Origin of the sequence: Streptomyces sp. NPDC007095 (assembly GCF_040634475.1) — a bacterium.
Taxonomy (GTDB): Bacteria; Actinomycetota; Actinomycetes; order Streptomycetales; family Streptomycetaceae; genus Streptomyces.
In genome coordinates, this window is the sequence record NZ_JBEYFS010000069.1 from 33,735 (window position 1) to 53,129 (window position 19,395).

At 71.8% G+C, this 19,395-nt stretch carries 18 protein-coding genes and 2 pseudogenes; 3 read left to right on the top strand and 17 right to left on the bottom strand.

The features are described from left to right. The 7 genes from ABZ656_RS23835 to ABZ656_RS23865 all read right to left on the bottom strand — a co-directional run bounded on the left by ABZ656_RS23835 (position 1) and on the right by ABZ656_RS23865 (position 7,365). Positions 1–924: a carbamate kinase gene (locus ABZ656_RS23835; RefSeq protein ID WP_360270324.1), complete on the bottom strand. Its 924-nt coding sequence runs from the start codon at positions 922–924 to the stop codon at positions 1–3. Positions 925–927: 3 nt separating this feature from the next. Continuing rightward, positions 928–1,929 (bottom strand): ornithine carbamoyltransferase, encoded by a 1,002-nt coding sequence (argF, locus tag ABZ656_RS23840; protein ID WP_360270326.1) that lies wholly within the window; start codon positions 1,927–1,929, stop codon positions 928–930. Positions 1,930–2,010: 81 nt separating this feature from the next. Continuing rightward, positions 2,011–3,225, bottom strand: coding sequence for an arginine deiminase (locus tag ABZ656_RS23845; RefSeq protein ID WP_101403024.1), 1,215 nt, complete (start codon positions 3,223–3,225; stop codon positions 2,011–2,013). Between the two features lie 52 nt (positions 3,226–3,277). Continuing rightward, entirely contained in the window at positions 3,278–4,687 is a 1,410-nt protein-coding gene (locus ABZ656_RS23850) for an amino acid permease (protein WP_360270345.1), read from the bottom strand. A gap of 283 nt (positions 4,688–4,970) precedes the next feature. Continuing rightward, positions 4,971–5,411, bottom strand: coding sequence for a pyridoxamine 5'-phosphate oxidase family protein (locus ABZ656_RS23855; protein WP_101403023.1), 441 nt, complete (start codon positions 5,409–5,411; stop codon positions 4,971–4,973). Positions 5,412–5,571: 160 nt separating this feature from the next. Further along, positions 5,572–6,258, bottom strand: coding sequence for a pyridoxamine 5'-phosphate oxidase family protein (locus ABZ656_RS23860; protein WP_101403022.1), 687 nt, complete (start codon positions 6,256–6,258; stop codon positions 5,572–5,574). 36 nt (positions 6,259–6,294) lie between these two features. Then, positions 6,295–7,365, bottom strand: a complete 1,071-nt coding sequence (locus ABZ656_RS23865; RefSeq protein WP_101404065.1) for a zinc-dependent alcohol dehydrogenase family protein — start codon at positions 7,363–7,365, stop codon at positions 6,295–6,297. Between the two features lie 309 nt (positions 7,366–7,674). Between ABZ656_RS23865 and ABZ656_RS23870 the strand changes: the two genes are divergently transcribed. Next, positions 7,675–8,259, top strand: a complete 585-nt coding sequence (locus ABZ656_RS23870; RefSeq protein ID WP_101403021.1) for a DUF3592 domain-containing protein — start codon at positions 7,675–7,677, stop codon at positions 8,257–8,259. 213 nt (positions 8,260–8,472) lie between these two features. On the opposite strand, the gene ABZ656_RS23875 is transcribed toward ABZ656_RS23870, so the two are convergent. Then, positions 8,473–9,978, bottom strand: a complete 1,506-nt coding sequence (locus ABZ656_RS23875) for an AAA family ATPase (RefSeq protein WP_360270330.1) — start codon at positions 9,976–9,978, stop codon at positions 8,473–8,475. Continuing rightward, positions 9,971–10,846 carry a universal stress protein gene (locus tag ABZ656_RS23880; protein ID WP_101403020.1) on the bottom strand — a complete coding sequence of 292 codons (876 nt, stop codon included), beginning with the start codon at positions 10,844–10,846 and terminating at the stop codon, positions 9,971–9,973. Before ABZ656_RS23880 ends, ABZ656_RS23875 begins: the two co-directional genes overlap by 8 nt. Positions 10,847–11,241: 395 nt before the next feature. Here ABZ656_RS23880 and ABZ656_RS23885 point away from each other — a divergent pair, with 395 nt between their 5' ends. After that, on the top strand, positions 11,242–12,198 hold the full coding sequence (locus tag ABZ656_RS23885) for a pyridoxamine 5'-phosphate oxidase family protein (protein WP_360270332.1): 957 nt from the start codon (positions 11,242–11,244) through the stop codon (positions 12,196–12,198). A gap of 20 nt (positions 12,199–12,218) precedes the next feature. Next, a pseudogene (locus ABZ656_RS23890) lies at positions 12,219–12,424 on the top strand (nitroreductase); the annotation flags it as partial. Between the two features lie 61 nt (positions 12,425–12,485). On the opposite strand, the gene ABZ656_RS23895 reads toward ABZ656_RS23890, so the two are convergent. The 8 genes and pseudogenes from ABZ656_RS23895 to ABZ656_RS23930 form a co-directional block, all read right to left on the bottom strand. After that, complete coding sequence (locus tag ABZ656_RS23895) at positions 12,486–13,166, bottom strand: V-type ATP synthase subunit D (protein WP_360270334.1); 681 nt, start codon at positions 13,164–13,166, stop codon at positions 12,486–12,488. Further along, positions 13,163–14,545 (bottom strand): V-type ATP synthase subunit B, encoded by a 1,383-nt coding sequence (locus ABZ656_RS23900; protein ID WP_101403018.1) that lies wholly within the window; start codon positions 14,543–14,545, stop codon positions 13,163–13,165. The genes ABZ656_RS23895 and ABZ656_RS23900 overlap by 4 nt, the downstream gene beginning before the upstream one ends. Next, entirely contained in the window at positions 14,542–16,374 is a 1,833-nt protein-coding gene (locus ABZ656_RS23905) for a V-type ATP synthase subunit A (RefSeq protein WP_360270336.1), read from the bottom strand. Before ABZ656_RS23905 ends, ABZ656_RS23900 begins: the two co-directional genes overlap by 4 nt. Then, on the bottom strand, positions 16,362–16,886 hold the full coding sequence (locus ABZ656_RS23910) for a V-type ATP synthase subunit E (RefSeq protein WP_101403017.1): 525 nt from the start codon (positions 16,884–16,886) through the stop codon (positions 16,362–16,364). The genes ABZ656_RS23905 and ABZ656_RS23910 overlap by 13 nt, the downstream gene beginning before the upstream one ends. Then, positions 16,883–17,104, bottom strand: a complete 222-nt coding sequence (locus ABZ656_RS23915) for a V-type ATP synthase subunit F (protein WP_360270339.1) — start codon at positions 17,102–17,104, stop codon at positions 16,883–16,885. The genes ABZ656_RS23910 and ABZ656_RS23915 overlap by 4 nt, the downstream gene beginning before the upstream one ends. A gap of 11 nt (positions 17,105–17,115) precedes the next feature. Continuing rightward, on the bottom strand, positions 17,116–17,535 hold the full coding sequence (locus ABZ656_RS23920; RefSeq protein ID WP_101403016.1) for an ATP synthase subunit C: 420 nt from the start codon (positions 17,533–17,535) through the stop codon (positions 17,116–17,118). Then, positions 17,532–18,953, bottom strand: a complete 1,422-nt coding sequence (locus tag ABZ656_RS23925) for a V-type ATPase 116kDa subunit family protein (protein WP_218978009.1) — start codon at positions 18,951–18,953, stop codon at positions 17,532–17,534. The genes ABZ656_RS23920 and ABZ656_RS23925 overlap by 4 nt, the downstream gene beginning before the upstream one ends. After that, a pseudogene (locus ABZ656_RS23930) lies at positions 18,940–19,395 on the bottom strand (hypothetical protein); the annotation flags it as partial. The gene ABZ656_RS23925 and the pseudogene ABZ656_RS23930, both read right to left, overlap by 14 nt.

Genomic DNA, 19,395 nt, shown 5'->3' on the forward strand with positions numbered 1-19,395 from the left:
TCACGCGACGGTCAGGTCCGGCCTGACGAGGGTGCCCGACCTGCCGTGGACGATCTCGTACGCGGCGTCCAGCGATCCGATCGCGGCCAGTCCCCCGGTGCGTTCGACGAACCGGGCGGCGGCCTCGGTCTTGGGACCCATCGAGCCGTCGGGGAAGCCGCCGCGGCGCAGTTCGGCGGGGGTGGCGCCGAGGACGGGCCGCTGGTCGGGGGTGCCGTAGCCGGCGTAGACGCAGGGTACGTCGGTGAGGATGAGCAGGAAGTCGGCCTTGAGGTCCTCGGCGAGCAGCGCCGCGGTGAGGTCCTTGTCGATGACGGCCTCGGCACCGGTGAGTGCGCCGGTGTCCTGGTCGGCGGTGACAGGGACGCCTCCGCCGCCGGCGCAGATGACGAGTGTGCCGCTGTTCAGCAGTTCGTGGACGGTGTCGGTCTCCAGGATGCGTTCGGGTGCCGGCGAGGGGACGACGCGGCGCCAGCCGGTGGTGTCGGCTGCGATGTGCCAGCCGCGCTTTCTGGCGAGCGTGGAGGCGACTTCGTAGGGGTACACCTGGCCGACGAACTTGGTGGGGTGGTCGAAGGCCGGGTCGGCGGCGCGGACAAGGGTGTGGGTGACCAGCGCGGCGATCCGCCGTCCGGGCAGGGCGTCGTGCAGGGTGCGGGCCAGCAGGGAGCCGATCATGCCCTGGGTCTGGGCGCCGAGCAGGTCCAGCGGGTAGGGGGTGCTCAGGGCGGGGTCGGCGGCGCTCTCGACGGCGAGCAGACCGATCTGGGGGCCGTTTCCGTGGGTGATGACGATCTCGTGTTCCTGGGCGAGGGCGGCGATCGCGGTGGTCACCCGGTCGATGTTCGCCTCCTGGACGGCCGCGTCGGGGCGTTCACCGCGGTGCAGCAGGGCGTTGCCGCCGAGGGCGATGACGATGCGCATGGCTCAGTCCTCCAGGGTGGCGACGAGTACGGCCTTGATGGTGTGCAGCCGGTTCTCCGCCTGGTCGAAGACGACGGACGCGGGCGAGGAGAAGACCTCGTCGGTGACTTCGAGGCCGTCGAGGCCGTAGGTGTCGAGCAGTTCGCGGCCCAGGCGGGTGCTGTGGTCATGAAGGGCGGGCAGGCAGTGCATGAACCTGACGTCCGGGTTGCCGGTGAGGGCGAGCGTCTTGTCGTTGACCTGGTAGGGCGCCAGTAGTTCGATGCGCTCGCGCCAGGTGTCGGCCGGTTCGCCCATGGAGACCCAGACGTCGGTGTGCAGGAAGTCCGCGCCGCGTACTGCGGTCTCGACGTCCTCGGTGAGGGTGATCCGGGCCCCGCTGCCCTTGCCGAGCGCGCGGCAGGCGGCGACCAGCTCCGGCTCGGGCCACAGCGCCTTGGGCGCGGCGATCCGTACGTCCATGCCGAGCAGGGCACCCATCGACAGCAGGGAGTTGCCCATGTTGTTGCGGGCGTCGCCGAGGTAGCAGTAGCCGATGTCCTGCAGTGGTTTGGGGCTGTGCTCGTGCATGGTGAGGACGTCGCACAGGCTCTGGGTGGGGTGCGCGGTGTCGGTCAGGCCGTTGTAGACGGGGACACCGGAGCGGGCGGCGAGTTCGGTGACGATCGACTGGGCGGAGCCGCGGTACTCGATGGCGTCGAACATCCGGCCGAGGACGCGGGCGGTGTCGGCGATGGACTCCTTGCTGCCGACGTGGGTGTCGCCGGGGCCGAGGTAGGTGGTGGCGACGCCCTGGTCGGCGGCGGCGACCTCGAAGGCGCAGCGGGTGCGGGTGGAGGTCTTCTCGAAGATCAGCGCGAGATGCTTGCCGGTCAGCCGGGGCTGTTCGGTGCCGGAGTGTTTCGCCGCCTTGAGCTCGGCGGCCAGGTCGAGAAGGTGGTGGATCTCGGCGGCGGTGAAGTCGAGTTCGCTCAGGTAGGAGCGGCCTCGCAGGTCTGTGGTCATGGGGTTCCTCGCTGGTGCGGCTGGTGCGGGCGGGGGCCGGGGTGTCGTCGGGGCGTACGGCCGTGTCGGTGACGGCGTCGCTCAGTCGGCCGGGTCGCGTTCGATCGGGCAGCTCATGCAGCGCGGGCCGCCCCGGCCGCGGCCGAGTTCGGCGCCGGCGATGGTGACGATCTCGATGCCCTGCTTACGGAGGTAGGTGTTGGTGGTGACGTTTCGCTCGTAGCCGACGACGACTCCGGGCGCGAGGGCGAGGAAGTTGCTGCCGTCGTCCCACTGTTCGCGCTCGGCGCCCGCCATGTCCTGCGGCGCGGAGAGCATCCGCACCTTGTCGAGGTCGAGGGCCTCGGCGAGCGCGGTCGCCAGGTCGGAGTCGGGGGTGACGTCGAAGCCGGTCGCGTGGGATTCACTGGGCCGCAGGGTCCACGAAAGCAGGGCGTCGGCGAGGCCCGGGTAGATGGCGAAGGCGTCGCGGTCGAGCATGGTCAGCACGGTGTCGAGGTGCATGTACGCACGGGTGGAGGGGAGTTGGACGGCGATCAGCCGGGTGGCCGTGCCGTCGGCGAAGAGCCGCCCGGCCAGGTTCTCCACGGCCTGGGCGGTGGTCCGCTCCCCCATGCCGACCATGACGGCGCCGTTGCCGAGGACGTGCACGTCACCGCCTTCGAGCGTCCCCACGGGGCCGTCGAGGATCGGCTCGGGCGCGGCCGAGGCGAACATCGGGTGGAACCGGTAGATGGCCTCGGCGTGCAGGCTCTCGCGCCGCCGGGCGTGCTTGGCCATCGGGTTGACCGACAACCGGTCGTACATCCAGCAGGAGTTGTCGCGCGGGAAGAGGTGGTTGGGCAGTGGGGCGAGCGCGAAGGCGTCGGTGTCGAGCGCGTTCCAGACCAGGCTGTGCGGGGTGGCGAGCGGCAGGTCGCTCTTGAGCATGCCGCCGATCAGGTAGCCGGCGAGGGTCTCGCCGTCCAGCTCGGCGCAGTGCTCGCGCACCGGGTCCAGCAGGGCGGGGCCGACACTCGCGCGGGTGACGACCCGGTCCAGGAGCCAGTCGCGGGCCTCCGGGACGTCGAGGGTCTGGGCCAGCAGCTCGGCGAAGTAGTGCACACGGGCTCCGTGGTCGCGCAGGACCTGGGCGAAGGCGTCGTGCTCCTCGCGGGCCCGCTTGGCCCAGAGGATGTCGTCGAAGAGCAGGGCGTCGACGTTGCGCGGGGTCAGCCGGGAGAGTTCGAGTCCGGGGCGGTGCAGGATCACCTGGCGGAGACGGCCGACTTCGGAGTCGACGTGGAAGGTGTTCATGGCGGGGCTGCTCCTGTGGGCGTACGAATGCCGGGCGGGTGGAGTGGTGCGGTCAGTCGTGGTGGTCGAGGGGGCTCTTCAGGAAGCCGCCGGTCCGGCCCGCCCGCAGGCCGCGGGAGAGTCGCTTGGCCGTCACGGCGGTCTCCAGGGCCCGCACCTCAGCGGGTTCGGCCGCGAGCCGCGGGCCGCCGGTCTCGCCGTACTCTCCACGGTCGCGCTTCAGCCACACGTACACCGGCAGTCCGAGCAGCAGGACGAACAGCCCGTAGTAGACGGTCTGGTAGCCGCTGCCCTGGATCGACCAGTACGAGAAGGCCATCGCCAGCGCGGAGACGGTGACGTCCCGGGCCAGCCGCCGGGGAGTGAGGTTCTCGCGGCCTCGGACCAGCAGCCAGTACAGCTGGGCGGCGGCGGAGAAGAGGTACGGGATCACGGCGGTCAGCACGCTCAGCAGCACGATCTTGGTGAAGACGTCGTCGAAGCGGGTGTAGCTGAAGACGGTGATCAGCGAGGCGAGGACGGTGGAGGCGACGATGCCGAAGACCGGGACGCCGTTCTCACCGCGCAGCTTCGCGAAGGCCCTGGGGAAGAGTCCGTCGCGGGCGGCGGCGTACGGCATTTCGGCGCAGAGCATGGTCCAGCCGTTGAGGGCGCCGATGCCGGAGATGATGGCGGCCACCGCCACCGTGTCGCCGGCCCAGGTGCCGCCGAAGATGTTGTTGGCGGCGTCGGTGAACGGCGCGGTGGAGGCGCCGAGTTCGCTGTGTGACACGGTGCCGAAGACGGCGAGGGTGCCCAGGATGTAGATGACCGCACAGGCGAGGGTGCCGTACACGGTGGCGCGGGGCACGTTGCGGCCGGGCTCGCGGACCCGGCCGGCGACCACGGAGGCGGCCTCCAGGCCGAGGTAGCTGAACAGGGCGATGGCCGCGGCGGCCGAGATCGCTCCCAGCGCCGACTGACCGCCGGCGTTGAAGGAACCGAAGTTGTGCGCGTCCACGAACAGCAGCCCGACCGTGGCCATGAAGACCAGCGGGATGAACTTCAGCACGGTGGTGATCACCTGGAAGGCGCCGATGTTCCGTACCCCGGTGAGGTTGATCGCGGCCGGGATCCACAGCCCGACCAGCGCGATGAGCACCGACATCGCCGTGCGGTGGCCGGTGTTGACGAACACCTCGACGTATCCGACCCACGCCACCACGATGGCGGCGTTCCCGGCCCACGCGGTGATCCAGTACGACCAGGCGTTGAGGAAGCCGGCGAACTCGCCGAAGGCCTCACGGGCGTACACGTACGGCCCGCCGCTCGCCGGGACGCGCTTCGACAGCGCCCCGAAGGTGACCGCCAGCGCGAGCGCGCCGAGTGTGACGACCCCGAAAGCCACGAGCGAGATCGGCCCGTACGGTGCCAGGGCCGAGGGGAGTGCGAAGACTCCGGTGCCGATGATGCTGCCGATCACGAGGGCGGTCGCCGAGGGGAGGCCCAGTGCCGCCTTGGGGGTTGGTTTCTCGCCGCTGTTCGGGGTGCTGGACATGGCTGTGCTCCTTGCGCGGGTCGCCGGGGACGGGCTGCGGATGAGTCGATCCGGGAACGATCCTGCTGGGCTGCCGTGATCGTGGTCAGTGGCCACCCGTCCCCCACGGGGGCCATTGGTCCCTGCCGCGTCACCCCGAACGGCCCAGTGCGCCGCCCCCGTCGACCGGGGAGGCGGCGCACTGGGCCGTTGCGTGCGGCGGAGCAGCTCAGGAGGAGAGGTCGACGCCGTATACCGTGCGCCCTGCGACGAGTTGACGGCCGGTCACCAACTCGGGCTCGATGCGGATGAAGACCTCCTTGGGCGAGGCCACCCATGAGCGCGGGCCGATCCTCGTCAGCCGGCCGTGCTCCACGGGATCGGTGACCACCGTCGCGCGGCCGGTGACCACGACACTCCAGCCGGAGTGCGCCGCCGCATCCACCTCGTCCGCTTCGAAGGCGATCACCACGCCGTCGATCGCGGCGGCCAGTTCCGAGTCGGCGGACGTACGCATCAGTACCGCGTAGTCGATGTCCAGGCAGAAGTTGACCGGCAGGACGGCGGGCAGGGCGTGGCGCGTGTGGACGACGCGGCCGATCGGTGCCCGCTCCAGCAGACGCAGGCACTCCTCGCGGTCGAGTTCACGGAAGCCGTCGTTGGGATTCATCACCGGGTTCGACTTTCACGGGGTGGACGGGCTCAGCCGTCACGGGGTACAGCGGTACGCATTCCATCCTGCGGGGGACGGGGGACAGGGGGCGAGGGCCGTTCGGTCCAGGGCGGCCTGAGAGCGGCCACCCTTTTGTGCCCACAACCGACCCATCACGTCACCGCACGGCGATTCGGCGCCCGGTGATGTCCGCGGGCTCGATGCGCACCCATACGTCACGCTCGCCGCCCGCCCATGGACCGCTGTACGCGAGCTCCGTCAGCCGACGTACGGCGTCAGGGTCCGTGACGGCCCGGGCGAAGCCGCGGATGAGCACGCTCCAGCCCTGGCTGAGCGCCTCGTCGATGTGGTCGACCTCGAAGGCGACGTGCGCCCCGACGGCTGTGGCGGGCACGGCGTCAGGCGCCGTCCTGAACATGACCGCATCATCGATCACGGTGTAGTTCAGGGGGACGACGATCGGCCCGTCGGGCGTGTCCATCGCGATCCTGCCGACACCGTGCATGGAGAGCCGTGTGCGGCACTCCTCGGCGCTGAGTTCGACCAGCTCGGGGTGGAGAGCGGCCCGGCCCACGCCGGGTGGCAGATCGGCGTCGCCTCCGCGCAGGGCCGTCACACTCGTGCTCAGCGCGTCCGCGAGCCGGATGAGGACGGCGGTCCCGGGCATCGCGGTGGACTGTTCCTCCAGGTACTGGACGTAGCCGGGAGCCGTGCCCGCCCGGGAGGCCGTCTCCTCCCGGGTCAGTCCCAGTTCCTCACGTCGCTGAGCGATGCGACGTCCGATGTCGCCCTGTGCGCTGTCCGCGGTGGCGGACGCGGCGTTCGGAGATGTCTGTTCGCACATGGCCGTTCACTTCCTCCTGTCGAGGCGTCCTGACTGTCAGGGCGTCCTGATCGTCAGGGCATCGTGCTGCGGCCCGCCCAGGACGACCTTGAGCGCGCCGGTGTTCGCGGCCCGCGAGAAGACCTCGTACGCCTCCTCCATCGCGTCCAGCGGGAAGGTGTGGGTGACCAGGGACGACGCGGGGAGCTGCCCGGCGGCCATCATGCGCAGCAGGGTGGGCGTGGAGTACGTGTCGACCAGGCCGGTGGTGATCGTCACGTTCTTGATCCACAGGTCTTCGAGGTGGAGTGTCGCGGGCTTGCCGTGCACCCCGACATTGGCCACGTGCCCGCCGGGCCGCACCATCCGCATACACGCCTCGAAGCTCGCCGGCACCCCCACCGCCTCGATGACCACGTCGGCCCCGAGTCCCTCGGTGAGGTCGGCGACCAGCTGCTCCGCCTCCTCCCCCGCCGAGGCGACGGCGTCGGCGCCGAGGCGCTTGGCGGCGTCCAGCCGGGCCGGAGCCGTGTCCACGGCGATGATCTTCTCCGGGGTGTAGAACCGTGCCGTGGCGATCGCGGCGAGCCCGATGGGCCCCGCCCCGACCACCACGACGGTGTCCGCGGGCCGTACCCGCCCGTTCAGCACGCCCACCTCGTAGGCGGTGGGGAAGATGTCGGCCAGCAGCACGGCGTCCTTGCTCTCCACCGCGCCTGGCAGCAGATATGTCGACAGATCCGCATGCGGTACGCGGACGTACTCTGCCTGCGTGCCGTTGATCAAGTGGCCGAGGATCCAGCCCCCGCCCGCACGGCACTGCCCGTACGAGCCTTCTCGGCAGTAACGGCAGCGACCGCACGCCGTGATGCACGAGACCAGAACACGATCACCTGGGCGGACCGTGCGGACGTCGCTTCCCACTTCGACGACCTCCCCGACGGCCTCGTGTCCGAGCACCGTTCCCGGACGCACCTCCGGTACGTCGCCCTTGAGGATGTGCAGATCGGTTCCGCAGATCGTGACGGCGTCGACACGGACGATCGCGTCGGTGGCATCCTGGATACCGGGGTCCGCGACGTCCTCCCACGCGGACTTTCCGGAACCGTGGAACACGAGTGCTTTCATGACGACCCCTTTCTGGGCCAGGCAGACGCCGGTGGCGGGGGACAACGGCGTGCGAGCGCCCCGATGCGTGCGACCACCCCTCCTCGTCGACATCACCGACTTCGAGGGCGGTGGGACGCAGCCACGCGGCCTCCCCACCCGCGGGTTGGCCTTGTACGTCCAGCCTGAGGGCGACGTTGCCCGTCCGCTTGGGCCGATCGGTCCCCATCGCGGGACCGGGCGGGGCCGCGATGCCGCCTGGTCGGCCCCTGCCGCCGCGCGTTCCCCAATGGCACCGTCCAGTCCATGACGATGAGGAGGTGCGGTCGGATGCGCAGAACCAAGCGTGTGAGGCAACTGCTCTGGCGGTGGCGGAGCAATCCGTTGCGACGGCACGACGACCTTGTCGAGGGCTGGGTCGTGCTGGCCATCTGGCTGGTCATCGCGATCGGCGGCACCCTGACCGGCCTGCTGACGGCCCATGCCGCCGACGCGTCCTTCGCACGGCTCCGGCACGAGCGGCATCCGGTCCAGGCCGTCCTCGTCGCGAGCAAGGTCCAAGTGGTGGGCATCGGGACGGATACGCCCTACAACCGTGTCCGAACGACGGTCCGCTGGACGGCGACGGACGGCTCGCCCCGTACCGGCCAGGCCATGGTGGACTACGGCCACCGGGTCGGCTCGAAGGTCGTCGTCTGGCTGAACGGCAAGGAGCAGCTCACCACGCAGCCGCCGACCGCCTCGGCGGCCTCCGCCGAAGCGGCCTTTCTCGGTGCCACGGCCGCGGTCGCCTTCGGCGGCCTGGCCTTCGCCGCCGGACGCGTCGCACAGTGGCGGCTGGACCAACGGCGCTACGACCAGTGGGGGCGTGAGTGGGACCAGGTCGGACCTCAGTGGCGGCGCAAGACCACGTGAAGCGCGAGGAACGTCCTGGGAACGTCCTGGTCGTGACGCTCAACGCCGCCATGACCATGGCCTTCACCGGGAAGTACCCGAAGGACCTGTACGAGTTCGTCCTGGGCCACAACCGCCGGTTTCTCCGGGTCACCGCGTACGCCGCCCAGATGACGGACGCCTACCCGCCCTTCCGCTTGGACACGGGCGGCTCCGAGCCCGGTGGGTCCGGTCTTAGTCCGGCTCCATGTAAGGGCGCCGGAAGACCGGGGCCTGGCTGGTGGCGTAAGGGCGTACGGCCGCCAGTGCCCGGACGACCGCGGCCTCCAGGGAGCCGCTCGTGTCGATGACGACGGCTTCTGGCCAGGGCGGTTCCGTGGCCGCCATCGTGGTGGCCACGTCGAGGTCGGCGTCGGATGCTCCGGGTGCACGGGTGGTCAGGCGGGCCGCCGCGACATCATCCGGAACCTGGCAGTGCAGGGCCACGAGGTCGGCGCCTGCCTGTTGGGCCATGCGCAGGGCGGCTTCCCGCTGCCTCGCCCCGGTCCAGGTGGCGTCCAGGACGACGGACTCGCCGTCGGCCAGCAGGGCGGACGCGCGATCGAGCAAGGCCGCGTAGGTCTTGTCGGTCCACTCCGGTGTGTAGAGGCCCTCGCCGTACCCGGCCGACGCGGGCTCCTCGGCCGGAATGCCCGCCAGCTCCTTGCGGACGCGGTCGCTGCTGAGCAGGGTGACGCCCAGCCGGTCCGCGAGGGCGCCGGAGAGCGTGGACTTCCCGCTGCCCGGAAGGCCGCCGACGAGCGTCAGGCCGACAGCGGACGTACGAAGGTGCCGCAGGGCCGTCGCGATCAGTCGGCGTGCGTCCCCCTCCGCGCCGGGCGCGCCCTGGCGCGCCTGGATGAGCGCGACCTTGGCACGGACGAACGCGCGATAGGCGACGTAGTGGTGACGGAGGGAGGACGGTGCCGGGTCGCCGGAGTACTCGCTGTACGCGGCGAGGAAGAGTGCCGCCGTCTCCGGGGCACCGAGCTGTTCCAGGTCCATGGCGAGGAAGGCGGCGTCGTCGAGGCCGTCGACGTAGCGCAGCCGGTCGTCGAACTCCAGACAGTCCAGGACGCGTGGGCCGTCGTCGAGGCAGAAGATGTCGTCGGCGAGCAGGTCGCCGTGGCCGTCCACCACCCGCCCCCGTTCGATGCGCATGTCGAACAGCCGTTTTCGGCCGGCGAGATAGCGGCGCACGAGTCGCTCGACCTCCTCCACGCCCTCGGGCACGAGACCGTCGTCCGCCAATGCCCGGACCTGTGCGAAGCTCGCTTCCCATCGTGCCGCGAGGGCATCCCGTGTCCCCTGCGCGTCCACGTCCCGGGTCCGGGAGGAGCCGGCGTGCCGGGTGGCGAGCAACCGGGCCACAGCCCGCAAGGCCTCGTCAACGTCCGTGCCCTCCTTCACCAGCCGGGAAAGGCGGCGTTCCGCCGGCATACGGCGCATCACGACGAGGGGTTCGGGCGTGTCCGTCTCCGGGCTGTGGAATTCCCCCAGGCCGAGGTAGACGTCGGGGGCGAAGCGACGGTTCAGTGCGACTTCCCGCTCGCAGGTCGCCCGGCGCGCCACCACGGTGGTGTGGTCCAGGAACCCGAGGTCGACCGGTTTCTTGACCTTGTAGGCACGGTCCCCGACGAAGAACACCACGGCGGTATGGGTCTCGCGCACCTCCGCACGCGGGCCGCTCGGCTCAGTCATGGGGGACGACGGCGACCGGGCAGCGCGCGTGGTGGGCGGCGGCCTGCGTCACGGGGCCCAGGTGTGATGCCGGTCCGGGGAGGTGCTTGCGTCGGCCCACGACCAGCAGCCCGGCGCCGTCGGAGGCCTGAATCACGGCTTTGGCGGGGCTTTCGAGTGAGACGCGGTCGACCACCTCCACACCTGGGAACTTCTCGCGCCAGGGACGCAGGGCCAGGCTCAGGTGCTTCTGCGCGTCCCGCGTGATCTCTTCGGTGACGGCGTGGTCCGTACCCCAGGGCACGTGCGCGTGAAGCGGCAGGCTCCGGCCGTGGACGGCCCGAAGCGGCACGCCCCGCGCCGCGGCACTGACGAAGGCGAATTCGAGCAGGTCGTCGGACGGGCCGTGCAGTTTCAGAGCCACGACTACGCCACCCGCCGTACGCGGAGCGGGCCGTGGCCCCGCTTCGCGGGTTTCGGCGCGCACGAGGACCACCGGGCGATCGGCCCGTGCCACGACGGGCATGCTGATGTCACCCAGGAAGTAGCTCCCGACGGCCCCGAGCCCGCGTGAGCCGAGCACGGTCATCTCGGACTCCGATGCCGCTTGCAGCAGGGCGTCCTGAGCGTCTTCGGCGACCAGATTGCCGACGATCGAAAGGCCCGGATGGCTCGCCTGGAGTTCCGCCCGCGCGTTGTGCACGATCCTCTTCGCCCAGTAGTTCTGATCCACCTCCGCGGGGGCACGGGGCGGTTCCGGCGCCAGCAGGGGCCATGCGTGCAAGAGACGCAGCGTGAGCCGCCGCCGCTCGGCCTCGTCGGCTGCCCAGTGGGCGGCGGCAAGGCTCTCGGGTGAGCCGTCGAGGCCCACGGTGACCACTGGCTCCATGGCGACTACCTTCGTCTCGTAAGAAACCGGAAATGACGGTGAGCGGGTCCGCTTGCCCGCCGCTCGATCGTCTGCGCCGACGCGCCGTACACGGTTGCCTCTCATCCGAGGAGTACCCGAAATCTGCTCGCGGCGCATGCGGACTCCGGTGCGCCAGGTCTCGGCCATCCAGGCCCCGACGGGCGTGGCCTGGATGGCCGCCCGCCGAGGACCTTCGGCCCTATGACCGAGGCTCGCCGTCGTTCGACCGTGGTGAGGAACGGAGCGGACCCGCCCGTGTGAAGCCGGGCCCGCTCAAAGGCGGAACACCCCTGGTCGGGCTGTCCGGGCGATGCGGCGGGGCCGTGCGCGTGGCACGTTGGATACAGCACCATTCTGAGGAAGGGGCGGCGACCATGCGAGCTCACCTCGGCGATCAACTCGTTGTCGAAAGCCCGGCCACCGGCGTCACCAGGCGCGACGGCGAAATCGTGGGGCTCCATCACGAGGACGGAACCCCTCCGTACGACGTGCACTGGTCGGACACGGACGAGGTGACGCTCGTGTTCCCCGGGCCCGACGCGCACATCCGTCACCTCGAACACGGGTCAGAGGGGAGCCCTCACCCGGTTTCCCCTGCCGTGGTTTCCCGGCCGAGCGCGGACGAGGCACGTCGGCGGACGGGTGCCGGGTCCGACACGCCCCCGCCGGACAGGGCATCCCACGCCGGTGACATCGGCCGCCGCGTGGCCGCCGAACGCCGGCGGCAGGGACTGACCCGGGCGGAGACAGCCCGGCGTGCCAAGATGGCGCCGCAGTACCTGGCCTACCTCGAAGAACGGTCGGCCGACCCGAGCCTGGCGACTCTCATCAGGCTGGCCGCCGCGCTGGGCACCTCCGTCGCGGCCCTGCGCGGCGGCGGAATCGATCTCCCGCCCGGCCAGGGCCAGGCACTCCTCGATCCCGTGCTGCGGGACCTCAGCCCGGACGAATGTCGCGCCCGGCTCTCCTCGCACGGCCTGGGGCGTGTCGCGGTGTCGACGCCCGGCGGCCCGGCTGTCGTTCCGGTGAACTACGAGGTCGTCGACGACGCGATCGTCTTCCGGACCGCGCCGGACTCGGCCCCGGCGGCGGCCGTGGGAACGGAGGTCGCCTTCGAGGTCGACCACGTGGACGAGGCCATGAGCCAGGGCTGGAGTGTGCTGGCCGTCGGTCCCGCCCGGACGATCACCGAGCCCGACGCGGTGCGACGGCTGGCCGATCACGCACACAGCAAGCCATGGGCGGGGGGCGAACGCGAGCTGTGGGTGTCGATCAGGCCCACACAGCTCACGGGGCGTCGCATCAGTCCGTCCGATCGGAGCGGGCGCTGACTGCGCTTGTGCCTGCGGGCGAGCACGTGCTGCTGCTGGCCGCCCTCGAAGGTCTGTCCAGCTCGTTCGTCACTCAGGCCCTGGAGTGGCCGGACCTGCGCTGGCCGCTGCGAGACCATTGTCGGGCTCCGCCCATGTACAGATGGTGCTTCGCCTCGGCTACGGGCCCGGGGGCCCCGGCACACCACGCCGCCCGGTACCGGAGGTACTCGACATCCAGCACTGAGGGTCGGCTCGACACTCGACGTCCACGACACCTTCCATGGCCTGGACGAGGCACGCGGCGTTCAGCGCCGGGCACTTCGGTCTGCGGACCGTCCATCCCGTTCGGTCGGCCGTTCCATCCCCTTCAGTACCTGAGCGGCCCACCGCCGCCGGACCGAGTCCTCGTGCTCGCTCTGTTCCAGAGCGAGGTCCCCGTGGGCCAGTGCCTCCTGCAGGCGCGGGATCCAATGGCGCCGGAGCGCGCGGACCCGTCGGCTCGTGCTCGCCACCTCCGCGCCGACGATGCGGGCGGCGGCCCGTGCGCAGGCGTGGTCGGCGGCGGCCCGTACCGCTTGCCGGTAGGCGTCCTCGGCGTGGACCAGGGCGGTGTTGCCCGGTGTGGCTGCGCTCGGCGGGCGTGCGGGGACCGTGCACGAGATCCCCGAGGGGCGGCGCACCCCCATGGACGCGGTCCAGCCGACGGTGACGTCCGCCGGAGCGAGACCGGCCGCCGCCGAGTGCAGGGCGTGCTCCCCGCTCAGGACAAGCCCGCGTGACAGCCAGATCTCGGCCTCCCGCAGCCGCTCCCGCCAGGCGGCGGAGCAGGCCTCCTCGGCCTGTACGAGACGCTGGTGTTCCGTGCGCAGGATGCGCAGCTTCTTCTCCAGGAGATCGGCTCCGCGCGCGGCGACGGCCAGGCGGTGCAGCAGGTGCTGCCGCCCGGCACGCCCGGGCGGAGTGCGGATGGGGGCCACCGCGTTCACCCCAGCTCCGCGCCGTGCGCGTCCAGCAGCGCGGACGGCAGCATGGCGAGCTGACCGCGGGGCAGGGTGAGCAGCACCCGCCAGGCGCTTTCCAACGTCTCGTCGAGGGTCCGCAGTTCGTCGCGCCGCTGGTCCACGAAGCGCCGCAGGAAGGCCTCGTCGAAGTCGAGGTACCGGCGGTCGGCCGGGCTCAGCGCGGTCTGCCCGACCAGGTCGGCGAACTCACGTACCTGCCGGGCGCGGGCCAGGGCGGCGAGCATCTGCGCGGCGACATCGAGGTGGTCGGGCCGGGTACGGCCGGGACCGGCGCCCTTGCGCATCAGGCGGGAGAGCGAGGACAGGGCGTCCACGGGTGGATAGACACCCTGCGCGTGCGTCTCGCGGGACAGCACGATCTGCCCCTCCGTGATGTAACCGGTGAGGTCGGGGACCGGATGGGTGATGTCGCCGGCGGGCATGGTGAGCACCGGGAGGACGGTGACGGAGCCGGGCCGGCCGCGGATGCGGCCGCAGCGCTCGTAGAGGGAGGCGAGGTCGCTGTAGAGATAGCCGGGGTAGGCGCGGCGGGCGGGGATCTCGCCGCGCGCCGCGGAGACTTCGCGCAGTGCCTCGGCGTAGCTGGTCATGTCGGTCATGACCACGAGCACGTGCCTGCCCATGTCGAAGGCGAGGTGTTCCGCGACCGTCAGCGCGATCCTGGGGGTGAGGATCCGTTCGATGACCGGGTCGTCGGCGGTGTTGAGCAGGAGCACCAGTTCTCCGGCGGCGGACCTCTCCTCCAGGGCGTCGCGGACGAAGGACGCGTCCGCGTGGGTGAGTCCCATTCCGGCGAAGACGACGCTGAAGGCCTCTCCGGCCGCCGTGGACTGGGCCGCGATCTGCGCGGCCAGCTCCAGGTGCGGCAGGCCCGCGACGGAGAACACCGGCAGTTTCTGGCCTCGTACGAGGGTGGTGAGCGCGTCCACGGCTCCGATGCCCGTGAGCACCGGGTCCGCCGGCGGTTCACGCCGCACCGGGTTGATCGGATTCCCGCCCACCGCCGCGGTGGTGGACCCGAAGACCGGCGGCCCGCCGTCGACCGGTTCACCGCGGCCGTTGCAGACCCGGCCCAGCCAGCCGGAACCGACCGGGATGCGCAGTGGTCCCCCGGCGAAGGCCATCCTGACCCGCGCCGGATCCATCCCGGCGGTGTCCTCCAGGACCTGCACCACGGCGAGTCCACGGTCCACCTCCAGCACGAGGCCGTGCCGATGCTCCCCGGAGTCGAGCGTGATCCGGACGTACTCGTCCCAGCCGACCCCGGTCACCCCGTCGACGACGGCGAGCGGGCCGCGCAGTTCGCGGATCGCCGTGTATTCGACCTCGCTCCAGCAGGTCATACCCTCTCCCCCTCCGCCCCGTCTACGGTCCCGTCCGTCGCCGTCTCGTGCGGCGCGGTGAGTCCGGCGAGCGTGGCGAGCATGGCGTCCCGTCGGGTCGACACGACCGCGGCGTCGTTCGGTCCGGCGTCCTCGCGGGCGCGCAGCAGCGGTCCGAAGTCCACCTCCTCCACGACCGCGGCGGCCACGCCGGTCTCGACGAGCTCTCGGCACCGGTCGACGACCGCGAGCACCGCCTCGACGAGCGCCGCGCTCTTGTCCGCACCGCAGTAGGAGTCCTGAGCGGACAGCGCGCTCTGTTGGAGGACGCCCTCACGCATCAGCCGTCCGGCCAGCACGCTGACCCGCTCCTGGTCGGGCAGCGCGGTGATGCCGATCAGGTCGACGAGGTCGGCCAGCCGGTCGGCCTCGGCCAGCAGACCGGCGGCCCTGGCACGCCGGGAGGACCAGTCGGCGTCGCCGGCCACCGCGTGGCCCGGGGCGAGGATCTGCGCGTCGCGCGAGAAGGATCCCGCCCAGGACACCGCCGGGTAGTGGCGGGCGTAGGCGAGTTCACGGTCGAGGGTCCACAGACAGCGTACGAACCGTTCGGTGTGGGCGGTGACCGGTTCGGTCATGTCGCCGCCGGGCGGGGAGACGGCGCCGATCACGGTCACCGAACCCCGGGCGCCTCCGAGCGTGGTCACCGCACCGGCCCGTTCGTAGAAGGCGGCGATCGCCGAGGCCAGGCCCGCCGGGTACCCCTCCTCCGCGGGCAGCGCTCCGGTGCGGGAGGCGAACTCGCGCAGCGCCTCGGCCCAGCGGGAGGTCGAGTCGGCGATGACCACGACGTCGAGTCCCATGTCGCGGAAGTACTCGGCGACCGTGGCGCCGGTGTAGATGCTCGCCTCGCGGGCCATCATCGGCATGTTCGAGGTGTTGGCGATGGTCACCGTGCGATCGGCGAGTCGGCCTCCGGTCCGTGGGTCCTCCAGCGCGGCCAGTTCGGTGATGACGTCGGCCATCTCGTTGCCGCGCTCTCCGCAGCCGACGTAGACGATGACGTCGGCGTCGCACCATTTGGCGATCTGCTGCAGCAGCAGCGTCTTGCCCGTTCCGAAGCCACCGGGCACAGCGACGGTACTGCCCCGGGCCACGGGAAACAGCAGGTCGATCGCGCGCTGGCCGGTGTTCAGCGGCTGCTCCGCACTGAGACGTTCACGGACCGGGCGCGGACGGCGGATGGGCCAGTCCTCGGTCATCCGCACCTCGGTGCCTCCTACGACGGCCACGACCGCGTCCTCGGGAAACACGTCCTCGGGGGCGATCCGCTCCACCGCGCCGTCGGCACCGGGCGGTACGAGAATCCGCAGGTGCACCGGACCGGTTCCCCGGATCTCGCCCAGGGTCTCGCCCTCCGACACCCGTTCCCCTGCGGCCACCCGGGGAGTGAACCGCCACCGGCGCCCTCCGTCCTCGGAAGCGCCGGCACCGGGGAGGAGCCAGTCGCCACCGCCGGACAGCGGGCGCAGCAGACCGTCGAAGATCCCGCCGAGCAGACCGGGGCCGAGGCGGGCGGCCAGCGGCATGCCTCGGGGACGGGCGCTGTGCCCGGGGGCCAGGCCGCCGGTGTACTCGTACGCCTGGATCGTGACCACGCCCCCTTCGATCGCCACCACCTCGCCGGGCAGCCCGGATTCGCCGAGGGAGACGACGTCGTACATGGCGGTACCGACCGCGTACTCCATTTCGACCAGGGGGCCGGCCACCCGCAGGACGCGGCAGGGTCGCTCCCGGCCGCTGCCGGGGGTGACGGTGGCCGCGTCGGTTGCGCCCTTCACGGTGCCCACAATGTCTCCGTCTCCGCGCCGAGACGGTCCAGGGCACGGGCGGCCAGGGCATCCAGGGTGCAGTCGGCCCGGCGGCCCGGCGCCCGGGCCACGATGCCTCCCGAGGAGTGCTCGGCGACCTCGCAGTCCGGTCCGAGGAGCTGTCTGGCACGTCGGGCCAGCCGGTCGCGCATGGCCGGGTAGTCGGGCCTGTGCCGCAGTCCCCCGACCCGTTCGGCGGTGCTGCGGCCCAGCTCCTCGTAGGCCTGCCGCCGGATGTCGAGTTCGCGGGCTCGGATGGTCCTGCGAACCCGGGTGAGTTCCGCGGCACGGGCTTGAGCCGCGTCGGCCTCGCCCTGCCGGCGGGCGTCCTCAAGGATCGCGGCGGCCTGGGCCCGGGCGCCCTCCAGCAGCGCTTCGGTCTCCTGGTCCGTGCGGGCGAGCAGTTCCTCTGCGTCCGCGCGGGCCGAGCCCAGCAGCCGCTCCCGCACCGGTTCGAGGGCGGAGGCCGCGGCGTGGGCCGGGGGCCTCATACCGGCAGCACCGGCAGTACCGCTGTGAGCGGCCGGGCGCCGTCCAGCAGCCCGGAGCCGAGGGTGTCGGCGGCGGCCGGGGTGACGATCACCAGGGCGACATCCCGCGGCAGGTCCTGCCATGCCCGGTGTACGGACTCCGGTTCCTCGGCAACCAGGACGGTCACACCGGCCAGGGCCAGTCCCGCCACCCTGGTCCGCTCTCCGATGGCTGCCACGCGTCCCACGGTCAGGCCTTCCCGATGAGGATGATCGCGACGACGAGGCCGTAGATGGCGATGCCCTCCGCGAGCCCGACGATGACCATCGCCCGTCCGAACAGCTCGGGCCGTTCGCTCAGGGCCGCCAGCGCGGCGGCTCCGGTGTAGGCGACCGCGATGGCCGCGCCTATGGACGCCCCGGCCACCGCGATCGCGGCCCCGATCAGGGCCGCCGAGCCGGAACCCGAGGTCTGGGCTGCCTGGCTGCCCGATGCCTGGGCGGGGGCGCCGCTCAGGGCCACGGTCAGCAGCGCCAGTGCACCGACGAGCAGAGCCGCGTCGGCGGCGACGATCAGTCGGACGGCGGTCCGGCCGCGGCGCTGCAGCAGCAGGCGGGTGCCGAGGAAGGCTGCGGCGACGACGGGCAGGGCGATGAGCCAGGCGATCACGACGCCACCTCCGTGTGCGGTACGGGTGTGTGCTGTACAGGAACCTGCCAGGGACGGAACGGGCGGCCCTGGGTCTCGAAGACCCGGGAGAACAGTTCGTAGAACTCCAGCCGCAGCGCCTGCACCCCGGCCACCAGCGCCTCCAGCGCGAAGGCGAGGGCATTGCCGACGGTGAAGACGAGCACGGCCATGAGCAGTGCCGCCGGTCCCCGCTCGGCCAGCCCCGTCGTGCCGTGCCACACGATCTCGCCCAGCGCGGCGTGGGTGAGCCCGAAGGCCGCCAACCGTGCGAAGGAGACCACGTTCGAGCCGATGCGCACCACGACGTCGAAGAGCTGGACGCCGGTCTGTACGGCCCCGCCGACCCCGCCCGCGGAGGTCGTGAACAGTCCTGAGCCCGCCAGCGCGAGACCGGTGAGCGCGAGCGCGCCGCCCCCCAGCGCGTAGGCGGCGCGGTCCAGGTAGGCACCGGCGACCAGCACGGCGAGACCGAGGAAGAGCGCAGCACCGGCGATGCCCGACGCGGCATACAGGGCGTTCGCGGGGCCGCCCTCCCGCCAGCGGTTCACGGTCCCCACTCCATACGCCAGCGCCAGGAGTACGGCGCCGAGCGCGACCGCGGCGGTGAGCAGCCGCATCGGCTGGTCCAGCGGGTTCAGCCACAGCACCGGAAGCACGCCTGTCGGCCCGAAGAACTCCCCGTACGCGATGCCCGCCAGCGTGCTGGCCAGCCCGGCTCCGGCCACGAACGGCCACAGCCGCCGCAGCGGTGACAGTCGGCGGGGTCGGCCGAGATACAGCAGCAGGGCGGCGAGGAGCAACAGCGCCCCGTGTCCCGCGTCGCCGAACATCACGCCGAACATCACCACGTAGACGATCCCCGCGGGCAGGGTCGGATCGACGTCCGCGTAGGGCACGGTCCCGTAGGTGCGCACCAGCGGGGCGAAGGAGCGACGCACCGGGCCGGTGATGCGCAGCAGCGTCGGAGGGTCGGTGCCGCCGGGGGTCGGCAGTGGCACCAGGACGCCTCCGATGTCGGTGAGTCGTGCGGCTGTGGGATGCACCTCGACGGCGGGACACCAGCCTGCGAGGGCCGCCACCGTCCCGCGTCGTACCGCGCCGGCGATCCGTTCCTCCAGCTGTGCCTCGCCCGCCAGCAGGTCGGCACGACCGGCCTGTTCAAGAGCGTCGAGGTCAGGCGGAGCCGCGCACAGGACGGCGTCGGCCGGCTGGGTGCGCAGTCGCTGAAGGCGGCGGGCGGCCGGACCCGGTGCCGCGTGCGCGGGGTCGTCGATCCGGTCGATCTCGACATTGCCCGACTCGGCGATGCGGACCAGCGCGTCGCGAAGGGTCGCCTGCGGCGCGACGATCGCGACGCGCTGCATACGGACCGGCCTCGCGACCTCAGGCCGGGGCATCGAGCACCTCCAGCGATCCGCCGCCACGTGCGGCCAGTTCGAGAGCGGCCCGTACCCGCCACGCGTCGGCCGAGAGCACGGCGACAGCGCCCACGACCGGCGAGGAATCGAGGCCGGAGCCGTGGAGCAGCTCAAGGCCGTCCTGCAGCAACCGCGACCACCACCGGGTCTCCGCCCGCCACAGATCCGCGGGGACGTCGATGCCGTCCACCGCCCAGCGTGCCGCGGCGGGCAGGTGTCGCAGGAACTCGGCGAACGAGGCCGCGTCCACGGCCTCGGAACCCAGCACCCGGGCGGCGCGGCGCGCGGTCGGCAGCGTCAAGGTGCGGTCGGCGAGGAACACTTCGCGGCCCACCAGCAGGCACGCCGAGGTCCTCGAACACCTCTTGGCTTCGGGGCTGAATGCCCTTGCCGCGGGAGCCGATGAACGGATGCGCCGCCT

Excerpts from the sequence above, each read along its gene's own strand:
- ABZ656_RS23835 (WP_360270324.1), bottom strand. The coding sequence starts at position 924 with ATGCGCATCGTCATCGCCCTCGGCGGCAACGCCCTGCTGCACCGCGGT.
- argF (WP_360270326.1), bottom strand. The coding sequence starts at position 1,929 with ATGACCACAGACCTGCGAGGCCGCTCCTACCTGAGCGAACTCGACTTC.
- ABZ656_RS23845 (WP_101403024.1), bottom strand. The coding sequence starts at position 3,225 with ATGAACACCTTCCACGTCGACTCCGAAGTCGGCCGTCTCCGCCAGGTG.
- ABZ656_RS23855 (WP_101403023.1), bottom strand. The coding sequence starts at position 5,411 with ATGAATCCCAACGACGGCTTCCGTGAACTCGACCGCGAGGAGTGCCTG.
- ABZ656_RS23860 (WP_101403022.1), bottom strand. The coding sequence starts at position 6,258 with ATGTGCGAACAGACATCTCCGAACGCCGCGTCCGCCACCGCGGACAGC.
- ABZ656_RS23865 (WP_101404065.1), bottom strand. The coding sequence starts at position 7,365 with ATGAAAGCACTCGTGTTCCACGGTTCCGGAAAGTCCGCGTGGGAGGAC.
- ABZ656_RS23870 (WP_101403021.1), top strand. The coding sequence starts at position 7,675 with ATGCGCAGAACCAAGCGTGTGAGGCAACTGCTCTGGCGGTGGCGGAGC.
- ABZ656_RS23875 (WP_360270330.1), bottom strand. The coding sequence starts at position 9,978 with ATGACTGAGCCGAGCGGCCCGCGTGCGGAGGTGCGCGAGACCCATACC.
- ABZ656_RS23880 (WP_101403020.1), bottom strand. The coding sequence starts at position 10,846 with ATGGAGCCAGTGGTCACCGTGGGCCTCGACGGCTCACCCGAGAGCCTT.
- ABZ656_RS23885 (WP_360270332.1), top strand. The coding sequence starts at position 11,242 with ATGCGAGCTCACCTCGGCGATCAACTCGTTGTCGAAAGCCCGGCCACC.
- ABZ656_RS23900 (WP_101403018.1), bottom strand. The coding sequence starts at position 14,545 with ATGACCTGCTGGAGCGAGGTCGAATACACGGCGATCCGCGAACTGCGC.
- ABZ656_RS23910 (WP_101403017.1), bottom strand. The coding sequence starts at position 16,886 with ATGAGGCCCCCGGCCCACGCCGCGGCCTCCGCCCTCGAACCGGTGCGG.
- ABZ656_RS23925 (WP_218978009.1), bottom strand. The coding sequence starts at position 18,953 with ATGCCCCGGCCTGAGGTCGCGAGGCCGGTCCGTATGCAGCGCGTCGCG.